General features: G+C 59.7%; 20 protein-coding genes. 7 read left to right on the plus strand and 13 right to left on the minus strand.

What is annotated here, in order from left to right:
- Nucleotides 1-126: 126 nt before the first annotated feature.
- A complete protein-coding gene (locus tag ACOYXE_RS05280; RefSeq protein ID WP_405123427.1) occupies nt 127-1,743 on the plus strand; it encodes a L,D-transpeptidase family protein in 1,617 nt (538 codons plus the stop codon).
- Between the two features lie 3 nt (nt 1,744-1,746).
- On the opposite strand, the gene ACOYXE_RS05285 is transcribed toward ACOYXE_RS05280, so the two are convergent.
- The 4 genes from ACOYXE_RS05285 to ACOYXE_RS05300 all read right to left on the minus strand — a co-directional run bounded on the left by ACOYXE_RS05285 (nt 1,747) and on the right by ACOYXE_RS05300 (nt 5,280).
- Complete coding sequence (locus ACOYXE_RS05285) at nt 1,747-2,262, minus strand: HvfX family Cu-binding RiPP maturation protein (protein ID WP_160058458.1); 516 nt, start codon at nt 2,260-2,262, stop codon at nt 1,747-1,749.
- Between the two features lie 474 nt (nt 2,263-2,736).
- Nucleotides 2,737-3,366 (minus strand): DNA-3-methyladenine glycosylase family protein, encoded by a 630-nt coding sequence (locus tag ACOYXE_RS05290; RefSeq protein ID WP_405123428.1) that lies wholly within the window; start codon nt 3,364-3,366, stop codon nt 2,737-2,739.
- A gap of 1 nt (nt 3,367) precedes the next feature.
- On the minus strand, nt 3,368-4,165 hold the full coding sequence (locus ACOYXE_RS05295; RefSeq protein WP_405123429.1) for an isocitrate lyase/PEP mutase family protein: 798 nt from the start codon (nt 4,163-4,165) through the stop codon (nt 3,368-3,370).
- A gap of 32 nt (nt 4,166-4,197) precedes the next feature.
- Complete coding sequence (locus ACOYXE_RS05300; RefSeq protein ID WP_460928061.1) at nt 4,198-5,280, minus strand: bifunctional transcriptional activator/DNA repair enzyme AdaA; 1,083 nt, start codon at nt 5,278-5,280, stop codon at nt 4,198-4,200.
- A 181-nt stretch (nt 5,281-5,461) separates the two neighbouring features.
- Between ACOYXE_RS05300 and ACOYXE_RS05305 the strand changes: the two genes are divergently transcribed.
- The gene (locus ACOYXE_RS05305) at nt 5,462-5,875 is read left to right on the plus strand and encodes a VOC family protein (RefSeq protein ID WP_160058450.1); all 414 of its coding nucleotides are present in this window, start codon (nt 5,462-5,464) and stop codon (nt 5,873-5,875) included.
- Here the strand turns inward: ACOYXE_RS05305 and ACOYXE_RS05310 are convergent.
- Nucleotides 5,872-6,492, minus strand: coding sequence for a LysE family translocator (locus ACOYXE_RS05310; RefSeq protein WP_460928063.1), 621 nt, complete (start codon nt 6,490-6,492; stop codon nt 5,872-5,874). The genes ACOYXE_RS05305 and ACOYXE_RS05310 overlap by 4 nt on opposite strands.
- Nucleotides 6,493-6,767: 275 nt before the next feature.
- On the opposite strand from ACOYXE_RS05310, the gene ACOYXE_RS05315 reads away from it, so the two are divergent.
- The 3 genes from ACOYXE_RS05315 to ACOYXE_RS05325 all read left to right on the plus strand — a co-directional run bounded on the left by ACOYXE_RS05315 (nt 6,768) and on the right by ACOYXE_RS05325 (nt 10,401).
- Nucleotides 6,768-7,382 carry a biliverdin-producing heme oxygenase gene (locus ACOYXE_RS05315; protein ID WP_460928065.1) on the plus strand — a complete coding sequence of 205 codons (615 nt, stop codon included), beginning with the start codon at nt 6,768-6,770 and terminating at the stop codon, nt 7,380-7,382.
- Nucleotides 7,379-9,616 (plus strand): ATP-binding protein, encoded by a 2,238-nt coding sequence (locus tag ACOYXE_RS05320; protein WP_405123433.1) that lies wholly within the window; start codon nt 7,379-7,381, stop codon nt 9,614-9,616. Before ACOYXE_RS05315 ends, ACOYXE_RS05320 begins: the two co-directional genes overlap by 4 nt.
- Nucleotides 9,617-9,813: 197 nt before the next feature.
- On the plus strand, nt 9,814-10,401 hold the full coding sequence (locus ACOYXE_RS05325; protein WP_405123434.1) for a LysE family translocator: 588 nt from the start codon (nt 9,814-9,816) through the stop codon (nt 10,399-10,401).
- A gap of 116 nt (nt 10,402-10,517) precedes the next feature.
- Here ACOYXE_RS05325 and ACOYXE_RS05330 read toward each other — a convergent pair whose 3' ends face one another.
- From ACOYXE_RS05330 to ACOYXE_RS05350, 5 genes are all read right to left on the minus strand, one after another.
- Nucleotides 10,518-10,826, minus strand: a complete 309-nt coding sequence (locus tag ACOYXE_RS05330; protein ID WP_405123435.1) for an antibiotic biosynthesis monooxygenase family protein — start codon at nt 10,824-10,826, stop codon at nt 10,518-10,520.
- A 22-nt stretch (nt 10,827-10,848) separates the two neighbouring features.
- The gene (locus ACOYXE_RS05335) at nt 10,849-11,832 is read right to left on the minus strand and encodes a zinc-dependent alcohol dehydrogenase family protein (protein WP_405123436.1); all 984 of its coding nucleotides are present in this window, start codon (nt 11,830-11,832) and stop codon (nt 10,849-10,851) included.
- A 61-nt stretch (nt 11,833-11,893) separates the two neighbouring features.
- Complete coding sequence (locus ACOYXE_RS05340; protein WP_007910618.1) at nt 11,894-12,196, minus strand: ArsR/SmtB family transcription factor; 303 nt, start codon at nt 12,194-12,196, stop codon at nt 11,894-11,896.
- Nucleotides 12,197-12,394: 198 nt separating this feature from the next.
- On the minus strand, nt 12,395-13,228 hold the full coding sequence (locus ACOYXE_RS05345) for a helix-turn-helix domain-containing protein (RefSeq protein ID WP_405123437.1): 834 nt from the start codon (nt 13,226-13,228) through the stop codon (nt 12,395-12,397).
- Nucleotides 13,229-13,263: 35 nt separating this feature from the next.
- A complete protein-coding gene (locus ACOYXE_RS05350; protein WP_095047919.1) occupies nt 13,264-13,767 on the minus strand; it encodes a VOC family protein in 504 nt (167 codons plus the stop codon).
- A gap of 313 nt (nt 13,768-14,080) precedes the next feature.
- Between ACOYXE_RS05350 and ACOYXE_RS05355 the strand changes: the two genes are divergently transcribed.
- Complete coding sequence (locus ACOYXE_RS05355) at nt 14,081-14,332, plus strand: transmembrane sensor/regulator PpyR (protein WP_405123438.1); 252 nt, start codon at nt 14,081-14,083, stop codon at nt 14,330-14,332.
- Between the two features lie 153 nt (nt 14,333-14,485).
- On the opposite strand, the gene ACOYXE_RS05360 is transcribed toward ACOYXE_RS05355, so the two are convergent.
- Nucleotides 14,486-15,154: a class I SAM-dependent methyltransferase gene (locus ACOYXE_RS05360; RefSeq protein ID WP_405123439.1), complete on the minus strand. Its 669-nt coding sequence runs from the start codon at nt 15,152-15,154 to the stop codon at nt 14,486-14,488.
- 228 nt (nt 15,155-15,382) lie between these two features.
- A complete protein-coding gene (locus tag ACOYXE_RS05365) occupies nt 15,383-15,748 on the minus strand; it encodes a DUF6124 family protein (protein ID WP_405123440.1) in 366 nt (121 codons plus the stop codon).
- Nucleotides 15,749-16,368: 620 nt separating this feature from the next.
- Between ACOYXE_RS05365 and ACOYXE_RS05370 the strand changes: the two genes are divergently transcribed.
- Complete coding sequence (locus ACOYXE_RS05370) at nt 16,369-16,761, plus strand: GFA family protein (protein WP_460928071.1); 393 nt, start codon at nt 16,369-16,371, stop codon at nt 16,759-16,761.
- Between the two features lie 143 nt (nt 16,762-16,904).
- On the opposite strand, the gene ACOYXE_RS05375 is transcribed toward ACOYXE_RS05370, so the two are convergent.
- Nucleotides 16,905-17,735, minus strand: coding sequence for an alpha/beta fold hydrolase (locus tag ACOYXE_RS05375; protein ID WP_160058421.1), 831 nt, complete (start codon nt 17,733-17,735; stop codon nt 16,905-16,907).
- Nucleotides 17,736-17,811 lie beyond the last annotated feature (76 nt).

Below are 17,811 nucleotides of genomic sequence, written 5' to 3' on the forward strand. Positions count from 1 at the left end.
TTATTTGGCACTTTGGCTCCTGACTCCCAGTCAATACCCGAAAGCCCGTCGATCGAGCCTGACTGTTCAGCGCACCTGATGTAAGGTTGGCCATCATCTAGACGGCCATGGATTGGAGTAAAGCAGTTGTTCAAAAAGTACGCATGCTACTTGAGCATTTGTTTGCTCGCTGCGCCGTTTGTCGCTTGTGCCGATGAGCCGTTGCCGCCGCTGGAGACATTGCCAACGCCACCGGCGGAAATGCCGGTCGAGCCGCAAAGTCCGTTGCAGGCGGTTTTGATCAGTCTGGCGCAGTCATGCCCGGCGATTGCGGCACAGCTCAACGGCCCGGCGCTGAGTCAATTGCAAGCCTTCTACCAGCAGCAGGACTGGATGCCGGTGTGGGCCAGTGAGTCGGCACAATTGCCGGTGTTGCGCTCGCAATTGCAGCTGTTGGCCGATGATGGTCTCAATCCAAAACGTTACCCGATCGCGACCACGGCGCCGCAGGATGGCGAGTTGTGCGCCGACATCGACATCAGTCGCAACTACCTGCAGGCCCTGCAGGATTTGCACTACGGTCGCCTGCTGCAATCGCACTTCGAACCGCTGTGGCATGCCGATGACAGCCGGCGTGACCGTCAGGCGGAATTGTTGGCGATCGCCGTACCGGGCATGCACGACATTGCCGTCGCGTTCGATCTGGCCCGTCCGCGTCTGGCGCAATATCAGGACTTGCGTCAGCTCTATGCGGCGCAACGGCTCACGGCTTTGCCGCAATGGCAAGCGGTGGGCAACGGGCCGCTGTTGCGCCCGGCCATGGAAGACAAACGTGTGCCGGAACTGGCTCAGCGGCTGTACAGCGAAGGCTACCTGGCTCACGTCGTTGGCACGCCTGACAATGCTTATGACGACGTGCTGGTTGATGCGGTGAAGAGTTTTCAGGCCAACCATTCCCTACAGGCTGACGGTGTGGTCGGGCCGGGCACGATTGCCGAACTCAACATCAGTCCGCTAATTCGTCGTGAACAGCTGCGGGTCAACCTCGAACGTTTCCGCTGGATGGCCCAGGACATGGAACCCAATGGCCTGCTGGTCAACGTCGCCGCTGCTGAACTGACGTTGTATCAGGGCGGCGTGCCGGTGTGGCAGACGCGCACTCAGGTGGGTCGCGCCGAGCGCCAGACGCCGTTGCTGAAATCCCGGGTGACACGCCTGACCTTGAACCCGACCTGGACCGTGCCGCCGACCATCTGGAAGGAGGACAAACTGCCGGAGATCCGCAAGGACCAGACCTTCCTCAGCCGCCAGAACCTGCAAGTGCTCGACGCTAACGGTCAGCCGCTGGCGGCAGCGGATATCGACTGGGACAACCCCGGTAACATCATGCTGCGTCAGGACGCCGGGCCGCGTAATCCGCTGGGGCAAATGGTCATCCGCTTCCCCAACCCGTTTTCGGTGTACCTGCACGACACGCCGAGCAAGGCGCTGTTCGAAAAAGGCCCGCGTGCTTTCAGTTCGGGCTGTGTGCGGGTCGAGCATCCGATGCAACTGCGCGATCTGCTGCTCACCCCGGCGGAAAAGGCCCGCACCGAAACCCTGCTGGCCACCGGCACCACCCACGAATTCCGTCTGTCGGCGCCGGTGCCCATCCTGATGACTTACTGGACCGCACAGGTCGACAGCAGCGGCCGTGTGCGTTACTCGCCAGACATTTACAGCCGTGACAGCGCGTTGCTCGCCGGACTCGACCGGGCGCACTAAGCCTCAGCGGGTGCTTCTGTTCCAGAACACCCGCGCCAACCACGCATCGACACTCAACTTGCCCGCTCCGGCGAATACCAACGGTAGCAACGCGGCGAGGTAAATCGCCGGCAGCTTGAAGTTGCCGAAGCCTTTGTTAGTGATCGCATAACCCTGTGCCAATTCACTCAGTGACGACCAGTCAGCGGGCCAGTGCACGGCGGCGGTGGCGACGACAGTGACCACGATCAGCGAAATCGCTGAGATGCGCGTGCCGAACCCCACCAGAATCGCTAGCGCACCGATCAGCTCGGCCCACATCGACAGTTCCCAGTTCAGCGTTGCCGGCAGTTGATCGAACGGGAAGGGGAATCTGTCCTGAATGTCTTCGAACCAGTTCTGCCCGTTGAATTTCTCCAGCCCGGATTCGAAGAACTCCCAGGCGATGAACAGGCGCAGTGTCAGCGGGGCGAGCCAGGTGCCGGCGCGGTCGAGGTTCAGGTGCAGGTGTTTGACGGCGGTTGAAAGAGTGGTGGTCATGGTGCAGCTCCGGTGAATTGAATGAAATCGACCGGGGCATTTCAGCGTCGGGGTGTATCGGGGATGTGTCGGCGGGGTGGCGGATTGTGCTTTTGGTGTGTCTGCGGCTTCGGGGTATACAGTGCGATACAGTCAAAGGCCGATCACCCTAACCCTCCCGAAACGTCGGACCGCCCAGAGGGAGAGGGGACTGACCGTGGGATATTGAAGAGGTACGCCGACGTGAGAGTTTTCTTCTGAATCCATAATCGACTCAGTCTTTCAGGTCGATGGATGACGCCAGACACCTCGGTCGGCTCCCTCTACCTCTGGGCGGTCCGACGTTTCGGGAGGGCTAGGGTGAGGGCAGTCGATTATGGAATTGAGAAGTCTTGGCGATCATGGATTCAGAGGCACTATTTCAAGTCGGCGTAAATCTCCAATATCCCCCAATCAGTTCCCTCTCCCTTTGGGCGGTCCGACGTTTCGGGAGGGCTAGGGTGAGGGCAACGGTTTAGGCACCCGCCACAAATACCAAGCCGCCACCGTCCGAAAAGGACTCCAAGCCACCCCAATCTCAACCATCTCCCTACGCGTTGGCTGCACCTCCAGTCCCTTCATCCGCCGATATCCCTCACGCACGCCAAAGTCATCCGCCGGCAGAATATCCATGCGCTCCAGGCTGTAAATCAGCAACATCTCCACCGTCCAGCGACCCACTCCGCGCAGGCTGATCAGGCGCTCAATCAACGCTTCATCATCCATCGCCAGCGCCGTAGCGTAATCCGGCACCACGCCATCCAGCGTTGCCTGAGCAATCCCCTGAATCGTCGCAATCTTGCCCGCCGAAAACCCGCAACTGCGCATTCGATCAAAATCCGTCGCAAGAATCTGCTCCGGTCGCGGAAAGGATTGCCCGGAAAACAACCCCACCAGCCGCCCGACAATCGCATCGCCAGCCTTGGCATGCAGTTGCTGATAAGCAATCGCCCGCACCAGCGACTCATACGGATCACGCGCAGGATGAGGTTGATGCAGACACGGGCCGACCGCTGCGATATGGCGCTGCCAGTGCGGATCGAGCGCGGCCAGAAACGCGCTGGCCTCCTGATAAGCGTCGGGCATGTTATTTCAGCAGGCCGTTGACTTCGCCGTAGCTGAACGCCTTGAGGTCATGGGTATCGAGTTTGCCGCTGGCGAGAAAGCTTTTCACCAGCCCACCCATTGCGCCATAGAGGAATTCGGCAATGCCGGAACCCGCGCTCAAGCGGCGCACGCCCAGCGCTTGCAGTTCTTCAGGCGAAGGCAGGCAAGCGAAACCAAGCACGTTGACCGGCAGCGCAGTGCCTTTGCAGATGGCCTCGATTTCATAGGCCGACGTCACGCCTGCCGCGAACAAGCCATCGGCGCCGGCCGCTTGATAGAGCGCCGCGCGGCGCAGGGTCTCGGCGACGCGATCCTCGGCCGGCACCAGGCTTTTCAGATAGACATCGGTGCGCGCATTGATGAACAACTGGACATCGCGCTTGCCGGCGACCTGTCGCGCCACTTCGATCTTGCGCGCGAGCAACTCAGGATCGGCGGAACCGTCCTCGATATTGATTCCCACGGCACCTGCGGCGATCACCGCATCCAGCACTTCTGCCACGCGCCCGAGGTCATCGGAATAGCCGGCCTCGACATCCACGGTCAATGGAATACTGATGACCCGTGCGATCGATTCCACGGTCGACACCAGACGTTCAAGAGGCAGGGTGTTGCCGTCCGGGTAACCGTGGGCCCAGGCCACCGCCGCACTGCTGGTGGCCACGGCTTTACCGCCCAGGTGCTCGACCAGTCGCGCACCGGTGGCGTCGGCGACATTGGTCAGAATCAACAGGCCTTGCTGGTGCAACTGGTGAAACTGCGTAGCGAGCGCGTTCATCAAAAATCCTTCTTGTCAGTTGATGGGGGTGGTCAGAATGCCAGGGATTGGGTGAGCTGCACGGCGGCGTTTTCCAGCCTCAGCAGAAACGCCTTGCGCGGCTGCCCACCACCATAGCCGGTCAGCGAGCCATCCGCGCCGATCACCCGATGGCAGGGCACCACAATCGACAGCCGATTGTGCCCGTTGGCCAGGCCTACTGCGCGACTGGCGCCGGGTTTGCCCAAACTGGCGGCGATGGCGCCGTATGTACTAGTGTGGCCGTAAGGGATTTGCAGCAACGCTGACCAGACCTGCCGGGCAAACTCGCTGCCGGGCAAGTGCAGCGGCACAGTAAAGGTGTTCAGTTGGCCGGCGAAATATTGCGCCAGTTGCTGCTCGATCTGTTGCAAGTGGGCGTTGTGCCCCGGCGCGACTGCGTAGCCATAGCGATTTTGCAGCTCCTCGACTTCGCGGGTCAGCGCCGGGCGATCGAGAAACTCCAGTAACACCAGTCCACGCCGTTCGGCCATGGCGATCATCGGCCCCAGCGGCGTGGTCAGCCGGGTGAACAGCAGTGGCTCGCTCTGTTCGGCGCGGCCCGGGGTGATGTGGAAGGACTTCTGGAAAGCATCACGAAAGCCGCTGAGCGATTCATAACCCGAATCAAACGCGGCGTGATCAATCGAGGTGCCTTGCCTGATCCCGCCCAGCGCCATGCCCAGCCGGCGCGTTCGCAGCCACGCGTGGAAGGTCATGCCGAAATGCTGCTTGAACCAGCGCCGCAGCTTCAGCGGCTCGATACCTTCGGCGAGCAGTTGCGCATCGCTCCAGCGCAGCTCCGGGTCGGCCTCCACGGCTTTGAGCAGGCGCTGCACCCAGTCCGGCGCGATGGCGGCGGCGTCCAGCGGCTTGCAGCGCAAGCAAGCGCGATAGCCGGCCGACATGCATTCGTCGGCATGGGCGAAGAACTCTACGTTCTCCGGTTTCGGCTTGCGCGCCGTGCAACTGGGGCGGCAAAAGATCCCGGTGGTTTTCACAGCCGTGAAGAACACGCCTTCATAGGCAGTGTCGCGTTCAAGCATGGCGCGAACCATTTCGGCGTGGGGCGGCAGGACAGCGGTTTGTATGTTCATGGTCCGAGAGTAAAACCAGATTCTCGATGGCTCCACCGAAAAATCGACAGTGAATTTTCAAATCCCCTGAACTACCGTGTAGGAGCTGCCGCAGGCTGCGATCTTTTGACGTTGATCCTCAAAAACAAGATCAAAAGATCGCAGCCTGCGGCAGCTCCTACCGTTTGTTGAGGTGTGCCCGATGCATCCGTTTTCCATCCAACATATCGATCACATCGTCCTGCGCGTCGCCGATCTGCGACGCAGCATCGAATTCTACGGCCAGGTATTCGGCGCCGAAGTGGTCAAACGCAACGAACCGCTGGGCTTGATACATCTGCGCGCTGGCACTTCGATGATCGACCTCGTCGACCTGCAAGGCGAACTTGGCCGCAAGGGCGGCGGGGCGGCCGGGGCCGAGCGGCGCAACGTCGATCACTTCTGCCTGCGCATCGAACCGTTCGACGAAGCGGTGCTGATTGCACATCTGCAAACCTTCGGTCTGACTGTGGCAAAAGCTGAATCACGCTTCGGCGCCGAGGGCAAAGGTCTGTCGCTGTATTGCTTCGACCCGGACGGCAATCAGGTCGAACTCAAAGGTCCGTCCGAGGCTTAAGCACGTTTCGCCATCAGCAGCACCGACGCCGCCGCCGACAGCAGGCCCGCGCAGCAACGATTGAAGATCCGCTTGCCGCGCGGCTCGGCGAACCAGCGGCGCATGTGCAGGCCCATCCACGCGTAGGCGCTGATGGCGATCCACTCCAGCAGCAGAAACAGCACGCCCAGCATCGCGAATTGCTCCGGCACCGGGCGCGCCGGGTCGACGAACTGCGGCAGAAACGCGGTAAACAACAGGATCGCTTTCGGGTTGCCCGCCGCTACCAGAAATTCCTGCCGCGCCAACGCGAAGAAGCCAACGCTCGCGCCTGTTGCTTGCTGTTCGGCCTCGGGATTGGCCCGCCACAACTGCCAGGCCAGGTACAACAGATACGCCGCGCCAATGATCTTGATCGCATGGAACAGCCATTCCGAGGTCTGCAGCACCACCGACAGACCCGCCCCAGCCAGCGCAATCATCCCGGTGAACGCCAGAATCCGCCCGATGCCCGCCGTGCAGGCGCGGCGAAAGCCATAGCGCGTAGCATTGCTGACCGATAGCAGGTTGTTCGGCCCGGGGGCCATGTTCAGGGCGAAACAGGCCGGGAGAAACAGGATGAGCGTGGCGAGATCCATGACAGCACTCCAGAAAAGAGAGCGATATTTTTATCACAGCCTCCGGGCGCCCAGACCCATACAGTCACGCGGCGCTGTCGCGGTACAGCGCCCGGCGCCGTTGGGCAACGCGGTCGAACTTTTTGCAGATGCCTTCACTCTGAATGACTCAGAGGGTGATGGTTTCGGCAGAAATAACTATCCATCCGGTCAGAAACCGCGATAGCCGTGTAAAATTTCGCCGACGTTGCACTCACCCCGTTTGGCCCCTGGCGGCCCCACCAAGAGCGATCTACATGCAAGCAAAGGCCCGTGAAGTTTATGTGCCACCGGTGCTGCAAGATCTGCGGGCCGGCACTGCCGAGCTGCACATCGCGCTGGAAAAACGCCTTCCTTTTTTCTCCGATACCCTCGATACGCAGGCCTTTGTCCGGCTGGTGCAGGCCTATTACGGCTTCTATCTGCCGCTGGAAAACGCCTTGCTCCGCAGTGATGCAATTCCTGCCGGTTTTGATCTGACGCCTCGACTCAAAGCGTCAACCTTGCGCACTGATCTGCACGCGCTGGGCGTATCTGCCGAAGCGCTGCAAGGTCTGCCGCAGTGCGAGCAGTTGCCGGTGATCGACTCAAGCTCTGCCTGCCTTGGCGTGCTCTACGTTCTCGAGGGCGCAACGCTCGGCGGACAGATTCTGCGCCGGGAAATCTCTTCACGATTAGGCCTGGAAGCCGATAACGGCGCGGCTTTTCTCGATATCTACGGCGCCGCCACGGGCCGGCGCTGGCGCGACTTCATTGAATACCTCGGCAGTCGGCCAATGAGCGTCGCCGAGCGTGCCGCTGTCGTCACGGCAGCACAAACCACATTCAGCAGCTTCGAGCACTGGCTCGAAAGCCGGGAGGTACTGGCATGACTGCGCAAGACAAAGAAGCCTTTGAAGAACTGCTGGCCAACTGTGCCGACGAGCCGATTCGTTTCCCCGGGGCGATCCAGCCCCACGGTTTGTTGCTGACTTTGAGTGAGCCTGACCTGGCGATCATTCAGGTCAGCGCCAACGTCGAAACCCTGCTGGCCCGCGCGCCACAAAGCCTGATCGGTCAGCCACTGGAAAGCCTGATCGGCGATGCCGAAGCGGCGCAAGTGCGCGAAGCCTTGCTGCAACCTTCGCTGTCTGACTTAGCGCCGCTGCGCTTCAGGCTCAACGGCACGGCGTTCGAGGGCCTGCTGCATCGTCATCAGGGCGTGCTGATCCTCGAACTGGAAATCCACGTCGAGAACTTCCAGCCACGCAACGTCGCCGGCAACCAGACTCATCTGGGGCGCATGCTTCAGCGTCTGCAAGCGGCCACCACCTTGCAGGCGCTGTATGACATCAGCGTCAAGGAAATCCAGGCCATGACCGGTTACGACCGGGTGCTGATCTATCGTTTCGAGGAGGAAGGCCACGGTCAGGTCATAGCCGAAGCCTCCGATCCGTCGATGGAAGTGTTCAATGGCCTGTTTTTCCCGGCGTCGGACATCCCTGAACAGGCGCGCGAGCTGTATCGCACCAACTGGTTGCGGATCATCCCGAATGCCGACTACCAACCGGTGCCGCTGTTGCCGAAGTTGCGCCCGGACACCGACACGCCGCTGGACCTGAGTTTCGCCACGCTGCGCAGCGTGTCGCCGATCCACTGCCAATACATGAAGAACATGGGCGTGCTGTCCTCGATGAGCATTTCCCTGCTCAAGGGCGACAAGCTCTGGGGTTTGATCAGTTGCGGCAATCGCCAGCCACTGCACGTGCCGCACGAATTGCGCGCCGCGTGTCAGACCATCGGCCAAGTGCTGTCGCTGCAGATCAGCGCCATGGAAGCGCTGGAGATCAGCCGTCAGCGTGAAGAGAAAGTCGAAGCCTTGGCGTTGCTCAATCAAGCAATGATCGATTCACCGCAGAACGTCTTCGACGGTCTGGCCAACCAGCCGCAAACCCTGATGGCGCTGACCAATGCCGGGGGTATCGCGATCATCGAAGACAAGCAACTCCACCGTTACGGCAACTGCCCGGAACCGGAAGAGATCCGCGCCTTGCACAAGTGGTTGCAGGACAGTGGCGAGGCGGTGTTTGCCAGTCATCACCTGGCCAGCGTCTACCCGCCGGCCGCGCAGTATCAGCAAGTGGCCAGCGGCGTACTTGCCATGAGCCTGCCGAAACCGGTGGACAATGGCGTGTTCTGGTTTCGCCCCGAGGTCAAGGAAAACATCAATTGGAGCGGCGATCCGCGCAAGCCGCTGGACCTGGAAAACTCCGACGCCGGCCTGCGTTTGCGTCCGCGCACCTCGTTTGAAATCTGGAAAGTCGAGATGGCCGGGATCTCCACCAAGTGGAGCCACGGTGATCTGTTTGCCGCCAACGACCTGCGGCGTTCTGCACTGGAAAACGATCTGGCCCGCCAGGTTCGCCGCGAGCAGGAAGCGGTGCGCGCCCGTGATGAGTTGGTGGCGGTGGTGTCGCACGATTTGCGCAATCCGATGACCGTGATTTCGATGCTCTGCGGCATGATGCAGAAGGCCTTCAGCTCCGACGGCCCGCACACTTCGCGGCGCATTTCCACGGCCATCGACACCATGCAACAGGCTGCCGGACGCATGAACACGCTGCTGGAGGATTTGCTCGATACCTCGAAAATCGACGCCGGGCGCTACTCCATCACCCCGCAGAAACTCGATGTCGGGCAGATGTTCGAGGAAGCGCAGGCGCTGCTCGCGCCGCTGGCGCTGGACAAGGACATCAGCATTTCCTTCGACGCCGATCCTGATCTGCGCATTCATGCCGACCCTGAACGGCTGTTTCAGGTGCTGTCGAATCTGGTCGGCAACGCGATCAAATTCACTCCGCGACTGGGCAGGGTGGGCGTGCATGCCACGTCGGTCGGTGATGATATTGTCTTCACCGTTCGCGACAGTGGCGAAGGCATTCCCAAGGAGCATCTGCCGCACGTGTTCGATCGTTACTGGACGGTGAAAGAGGGCAACCCGACCGGCACGGGTCTGGGTTTGTATATCACTCAAGGCATCGTCGAAGCTCATGGCGGGCGGATCTTCGCCGAGAGCGAGCCGGGGCAGGGCAGCGAGTTCCGCTTCACCGTGCCGCGTCTGGACTGAATATCAGTCACGACTCACTTCTTGTAGGAGCTGCCGCAGGCTGCGATCTTTTGATCTTGAAAACAAAGGCAAAAGATCGCAGCCTGCGGCAGCTCCTACACGGGTTGGATGTACATCAAGGGTAGTTTTCTTCAATACGCGGAACCGAGCGCTGGCTAGGGTGTGCACCTTGTTCCTCGATTTGAAGCAGGTGTGCGATGAGTCTGATTGTTTCCATGGCGGCGTTTGCGCTGGCGGCGTCGATCACGCCGGGGCCGGTGAATATTGTGGCGTTGAGTTCCGGGGCGCAGTTCGGCTTTCGTGCCAGTCAACGGCATGTCGCCGGGGCCACGCTGGGGTTTGTGCTGTTACTGGTGTTGATGGGCCTGGGTTTGCACGAGGTGCTGAAGCTCTGGCCGTTCATGACCCGTGTGGTGCAACTGGCCGGTGTCGTGTTTCTGCTGTTCATGGCGTGGAAACTGGCCATGGATGACGGGCAGTTGAATGCCGGTGAGTCAGGGCGGGCGCCATCGATGCTGTACGGCGCGGTGATGCAATGGCTCAACCCGAAAGCCTGGCTGGCGTGTGTGGCCGGTATGGGCGCGTTTGTCGCCGATGGCGAGGCGCGGCTGGTCTGGCAGTTTGCAGCGGTGTATCTGGTGATCTGTTATCTGTCGGTGGGCTGCTGGGCGTATGCCGGGACGTTTTTGCGTGGGTACCTGAGCAATGCGGCGGGGATGCGCTGGTTCAATCGGAGCATGGCAGGGTTGTTGGCACTGAGCGCTATCTACTTGTTGTTCACTTGACCCTGTGGGAGCGAGCCTGCTCGCGAATGCTGTTTGTCAGTCACTGAATATGCCGGCTGAACCACCGCTTTCGCGAGCAGGCTCGCTCCCACATTGATCGGCGTCACTGCCAGAGACTAGTTGAACGGCTGCGCAAAATCGCCCCCCTCAATGTGCCAGACCGTCGGCTCGTCCGAAAAATATTCCTCCAGACCCAGCATGAATAACCGATGGTCCTCACTCGCTTCAAACCCGGGCGAGTGGTCCTCGAGGGATTGCCAGTGCACGATCAGGTTGAAGACTTCGGGCGTTTCGATGCCTTGTGCGAGCAGATGTCCGCTGTAACCCTTTGCCCGTTTGAGCAACGGCTCGACCTCGGCAAACGCACTCCGAAACGCTGCAGTTTGTGCTTTGTGAACGGGTAGCAGAGCGATCTCGTAAACCATGATGTTCTCCTCGGGACTGAGTTCAGCGATTGGCGAGTTCGGACGATGGCGCAACAGCAATCGCGATCTTCCCTTGAACGCCGTTGTTGGGCGTTTCCAGCAAGGCATGGGCGAGACCGACGTCGGCCAGCGGATAGACCGCGCCAACGTGTGGACGCAACTGACCGTTGGCGATCAATGTGTTTAGCTCATCGAGCTTGCCGCGGTTCTGTCGGGTGAAAACGAAGTGGTAACTGGCGTTCTTGCCCCAGGCCTGAATCAGGTTCTGTGGCTGGGCAAGGTCGACGATCGATACCACGCGGCCAAGCTGTGCGAGGGCGTCCGGGCTGCGTGTCAGCGTATTGCCGCCAATGGTGTCGAACACCACATCGACGCCGCGTCCCTCGGTTTCGCGCAGGATCGCATCGACGTAATCTTCCTTTTCGTAGTCGATCAGCACATCGGCGCCCATGCGCTGGGCGAACTCGAAATTGCCTTCACGCACGGTGGTGAAGACCTTCGCGCCGATGGCTTTGGCCAGTTGGATCGCCACATGGCCGACGCCGCCTGCGCCGCCGTGGATCAGGATGCTTTCGCCGACTCTGAGCGCGGCTCGCACGACCAATGCTTCCCACGCGGTTCCGCCGACCAGGCTCAGGCTGGCCGCTTCGAGGTGACTCAGCGCGGGCGGCTTTTTGCCGACAATGCTTTGCGCCGCAACGTGGTACTCGGCATAACTGCCCGGCCCGTCGAAAATCTGCGGGGTGTACCAGACTTCGTCACCCGGCCCGAAAGCTGTCACCCCGGAACCGATGGCTTCGACGACGCCAGACACGTCGTGACCGGTGATGGCGGGAAGGGGCACCAGATCGGCATAGTCGCCACGACGCACCTGATAGTCCAGCGGGTTGATGGAGGTGGCGTGCACCCGCACCAGCACTTCGCCCGCTTGTGGCACTGGCTTGGGTACGTCGCACAGTTCGAACGATTGCGCGCCGCCAAATGAAGTAAGGATCATCGCTTTCATTGCATTTCCTCGTTTCGGTAAAAAGGGATATCGGGAATTCTCGATATCATGTGGCAAAAAATTACAGCTCGCTGCCGATGATCTCGGCCAGCGCACTGATCGCTGCTTCGTTGCGTTTGTAATAAGTCCACTGGCCGATGCGCCTGACTTCAACCAGGCCCGCGCGTTGCAGGGTCGCCAGATAATCAGACACCGTCGACTGCGACAGCCCGACGCCTTCCTGAATACTGCTGACGCAAACGCCCACCGTGTGCACGTCACCTTCATCCTGGGGAGGAAAGTGTTTCTCGGGATCCTTCAAGCCTTTGAGGATTTCCAAGCGTGTGCGATTCGAGAGAGCTTTGAAGATTTCGAGTAGGTCCATGCCGTGAAGATATCGGAATTTACCGATATGTCAATATCTCAATTCGAAGGTCATCAGCCGATGATGCTGGCACTTCACCTTGTGGGAGCGAGCCTGCTCGCGAAAGCGATGGCACAGTCAATATCCCCGTGACTGATACACCGCTTTCGCGAGCAGGCTCGCTCCCACAGGGGGCAGTGTTGAGTTTCAGATGAAGTGTCAACCGCGATATTGGCCAGGCGTCGCCGCCAGATGCTGCTTGAACGCTCGCTGAAAATGCGCCTGATCGGCAAACCCGGCCTCAAGCGCCACATCCGCAATCAACTGCCCGCCGCGCAAACGCTCGCGGGCGAACTGGATGCGCTGGTTGACCACAAACGCGTGGGGCGTCATGCCGTAATGCTGTTTGAAGGCGCGGATCAGGTATGACGGTGACAGTTGTGCCGCTGCGCAGATGTCGTCGAGGTTGAGCACTTCGGTGCAGTGCTCGCGGATGAAATCGGCAGCGCGTTCCAGTTTGAAATTCGGCTCGCGCAGAGAGGGGCCAGCGGGGTTCAAACGCAGTTGCAGGTCGCTGAAAAACTCCACCGCCGCGCTCTGTTTGCGCAGCACATCCTGTTGCGGATCGACTAACGTTTGATACAGCCCGTTCAGTTCGTTGAACAGCGCAGAGTCATCAAGGTGTGTGGTGGAAAAACGCCGAAACTCAAGATCACTGGCGAAGCCCAACTGATGCTGCAAATCCGTCAGCCATGGCGTCTCGACATACAGCATCACATACGACCACGGCTGGTCATCAATCGGATTGCACGCATGCACATCGCCGGGGTTCATCAGCACCACGGTGCCCGCCGCGACCTCGAACCGTGCCTGCTCATGCACATAGGTGCTGCGCCCGGCAGTGATTGCGCCAATGGAAAAGTGCGCGTGGGAATGTCGTGCGTAGCAGACCTCGCGGCCATCGGCGATGGCCCGTGCTTCAATGAATGGCAGCGCCGCGTCGCGCCAGAAGCGCGGGGCTTTTTCAGGGTTTTTGGCGGCAGCGTGTTTCATCGTTGTTATTCCCGGCAGGCCAGTGCGCCAGTGTATTAGCTCTGGCCGGCAAAGGCCCGTTCGAGTTCGGCAATGTCGAGTTTTTTCATTGTGAACATGGCCTGCATCGCTCGCTGCGACTTGGCGGTGTCCGGGTCCAGCATCATGTGCATAAAGGCCACTGGCACGATCTGCCACGACACGCCGAACTTGTCCTTGAGCCAGCCGCATTGCTGGGCCTCGACGGGGCCGCCCTCGGACAGATGGCCCCAGAAATGGTCGACTTCTTCCTGATTCTGACAATTGACCTGAAACGAAATCGCCTCGCTGAATTTGAACATCGGCCCACCGTTGAGCCCGGTGAAAGTCTGACCGTCGAGTTCGAAACTGACGGTCATCACCGCACCTTCCGGCTTGCCGTGAAATTCCTGGCCGACCTTGCTGTAGTGGGTCAGGCCGGTGATTTTCGAGTGATCGAAGATCGAGCAGTAGAACTTCGCGGCGGCTTCGGCCTGATCGTCGAACCACAGGCAGGGCGTGAGCTTTTGAAAGCGTTGCATGGCAGTCATCCTCGGCAGGTTAGACGCGCAGGATTTACAGCGTAGTCAGTCCCTGGTCGATTGCCGGTGCCGTAGATCGACAATTGCCGAGCATTGGAAATTCTGACGACGGAGACACCGAGCCGCAGACCGGATTTTCTTAGCGTGTCTTTCTGTAGTCGTAATGACAAGGTTTCAGGTCGAATTGACTAAGGCCGCGTTGTGTCAAATTGACTTGTTATCGTGCAACTAACTGATTCTATTGAATTGATAATCTGGCACGAGACTTGATGTACTCAACTGACCTAAACGAACCGCTCAGGAGTACGCCACCATGCTCACTTTCTTCGAAAGCCCGCTGAACGTTCTGCACCTGTCGAGCAAAATCCTCGTCGCTGGTCTGCTCATGCTGCTGGCCGGCATCTACGGCGCGTATCTCTACAACGGCCACATGCCGATTGCGCTGCTGGTGGCGATGCATTCGCTGACCATCCTCGGCCCGACTCTGATCAAGATTGGCTACGTCATGCGCCTGTTGGCGCAGTACCGCATCCGTGCTCCGCGGATGATCCCGCAAACCGCATAATTCCTGTGGGATTACTTGGATATGTTGTCAACGCAAAACCCTGTAGGAGTGAGCCTGCTCGCGATGGCGTCGGCACAGTCTGCACTTGTATTGCCTGAAATACCGCTATCGCGAGCAGGCTCACTCCTACAATGATCAGCGGTGTTCTGGGGCTCAGCGGCGCTCGGCAACCATCAGCAACGACTGCGGCAGCGGACTTTGCGGGTGTTGTGGCTCTTGCAGGCTGGCCAGTTGGAACCCGGCCATATCGAGCGCATTCAACCAGCTCGACAACGTGCGGAAATACCACGGCATCGGCTGCCACTGGCCTTTGAACCCGGCGAAGGATTCTTCGCGCCAGCCATCCTGATAATCGCCTGCCGCCACGGCCCACGGATGCAAGGTCTGAATGACCAGCGCGCCGCCGGGAACCAGCAATGTATGCATCGCCGCAAGCAGCGGAATAATGTCCTGATGCAGCAGCGAGAAGTTGGCGCAAACCAGATCGTAGTCGCGACCGATGTCGACCGTCCCATCGACCAACGCGTCATAACTGGCGACATGCACCTGCGCCACCCCCGCCAAACGCGCCGCTTCGACCAGCCGCGCATCGCCATCCACCCCGACAGCTTCAATCCCCCGATCCGCCAGCGCCCGCAACAACCAGCCTTCGCCGCAACCAAGATCGAGCACGCGCACAGGCTGGCGGCCCATGATCGCCAACAGAATTGCCTGATCGGTGACCTGCCGACGGCTTTCGATGGCGCCGCTGCGGATCACTTCGATCCACGCTTCAGCGTTGTTGTGCCAGCTTTGCAAAAGGGGCGATTCGGGGGAGGGCATGACGGCGTCCGCAGTATCAAAAACCACAGTATGGACGCTGATCGCCATGCGAGCCTTACGCGCACCAACCACATCCTCAAACGCTGACGAATGCTCACGGCGATTTGGATAGTAAAAAAGGTGGCTGGGCGGATAAGCGCGATGGCTTCATGGTTTTTGCTCATCAATCGACGCAGGAGCGAAGCGAAAGTGAGGGGCAGGGAACCCCTCACTCATTCGCTCTGCTGACTACAGCGGTACGCGCAGCTTGTCCAGCAGTCGATTGACCAACAGTTCGTTCAGCATGATGACCTGTTGCAGCGCCAGCAGCGGTTTGCGCTCCGCGCCGCCTATTGAGTTGGCGATGTTACCGGCCATGGAGTGGGCGTAGGAAAGTGATTCGCAAGCTTCGACCAAAAGGGTTTCTTCATCCAGTGTGGGGTCGACCAGATAGACCGGGCGAAACGGTGGCGAACCTGGTGGAGCGCCCAGTGCTTCGGGTCGCAGGTAGTAGTCGAGGGCGCGGTCGGTTGCCTCTTTGACCTTTTGCGGGTCAAGCGCGGGGTCGTGAGGGATTGGATCGGTGGGCGGTGGATTTGGCGTGATCTTGAACATGGATGAAACTCCTATCGCAGTTTAAGGAGCCATCACTCTCGCTACCAAACGAGTGGGTGGTGGCCATACGCGGGTTGGTAGACCGGCTGCAATAGGAACCCGGCGCTCACGAGTGAGCCCCACGCATGACTACCATTGAACTGAGCCTCCACAAAGACACAGCACTGGGTGTTGTCACACGGCTATTACAGACGGGCTACCAAACCCGATCACTGTTTTGCAGTGACAGGCAAACGATATAGCCCGGCCCATAGCCGTGTAAGCCGGCGGATTCTGGCGTACGCGTAGGTAACGACGCAAGGTGTTGTAGGGAGGATGGCGTAACGGTTTGTGTGCTTTAAACGCGATAACCGGATGACGTTTACGCATGGGAATTGCCGGTTGGTGGCGGCTTTCGGTTTTGCGTGAGTCTGTGAGATTTTTCCCCCTCACCCCAGCCCTCTCCCCCAAGGGGGCGAGGGGGAAAGGGAGCCGATCTTTGTGCTCTTCAAACCTGCGTTCGACTCGGTATCTCAAGTCGGTGCAACTTGCACATTCAGCGCGGTCAGTTCCCTCTACCTCTGGGAGAGGGTTAGGGTGAGGGCTGTTGGTAATTTCAAATTCTGAAGAGGAGGTGCGACATGAATCTATTGACCGGCGGCTGCCTATGCGGCGATGTTCGTTTCGAAGTGACGGGTCAGCCCTATCGCGTCGGCATCTGCCACTGCCTCGACTGCCGCAAACGCCACGGCACGCTCTTTCACACCTCGGCCATATTTCCCGAGGATGCGCTGAAAGTCACCGGCGAAACCCGCGACTACAACGGGCGCTTTTTCTGCCCGCGCTGCGGCTCACCGGTATTTACGCGTTCCGAAGATGAAGTAGAGGTCAACGTCGGATCGCTGGATGAGCCAAATCAGTTCAAACCCACCTACGAACTCTGGACCATTCGCCGCGAGTCATGGCTACCGGCGCTTCCACTGGCTCACCACTACGAGCGTGATCGCGAGAGTACAAGTCGCACAGAGGAATAATGGACGTGAGCCCAATCACATCCCCTTGTGGGAGCGAGCCTGCTCGCGAAAGCGGTGGGTCATTCAGCTCAAGTTCAACTGACAGATCGCATTCGCGAGCAGGCTCGCTCCCACAGGGAGGAAGTGTATGGCTGCCAATGATCTCAGCTGCGAATAAACGCCAGCAGATCCGCGTTGATCGTTTCGGCCTCCGTCGTCGGCATCCCGTGCGGAAACCCCGGATACGACTTCAGCGTGCCATTGGGCAGCAACTTCGCCGACAACGGCCCAGAATCCGCATACGGCACAATCTGATCATCCTCACCATGCATCACCAGCACCGGCACGGTGACCTTCTTCAAATCCTCAGTAAAATCCGTCTGCGAAAACGCGACGATCCCGTCGTAATGCGCCTTCGCTCCGCCAATCATCCCTTGCCGCCACCAGTTGGCAATAATCCCCTCCGAAGGCGTGGCGCCCGGCCGGTTGTAGCCATAAAACGGCCCGGTCGGGATATCGCGATAAAACTGCGCGCGATTCGCCGCCAACTGCGCCTGAAAATCATCGAACACCGCTTTCGGCAGCCCACCCGGATTGCTTTCGGTCTGCACCATCAACGGCGGCACCGCACTGATCAGGACGCCTTTGGCGACGTTGGCCTGACCATGCCGGGCGATGTAATGAATCACCTCACCACCACCGGTCGAGTGACCGACATGTACGACGTTCTTCAGACCCAGATGATTGACCACTGCCAGCGTGTCGTCGGCGTAATGATCCATATCGTGGCCATCCCAGACCTGGCTCGAACGCCCATGCCCACGCCGATCATGGGCAACCACCCGGAAGCCTTTGCCGAGGAAAAAAAGCATCTGCGCATCCCAATCGTCCGAGCTGAGCGGCCAGCCGTGGTGGAAGTGGATCACTGGCGCGTCTTTCGGGCCCCAGTCTTTGTAGAAAATCTCGACGCCGTCTTTTGTGGTGACAAATCCCATGTTCGCAACTCCAGACCAATCTGATGGATAACCCGCGCGGTGATCGCGGACCGGTTTCGCTCATGACGAGTTTTCT

It is taken from the genome of Pseudomonas sp. MC6 (assembly GCF_054790575.1).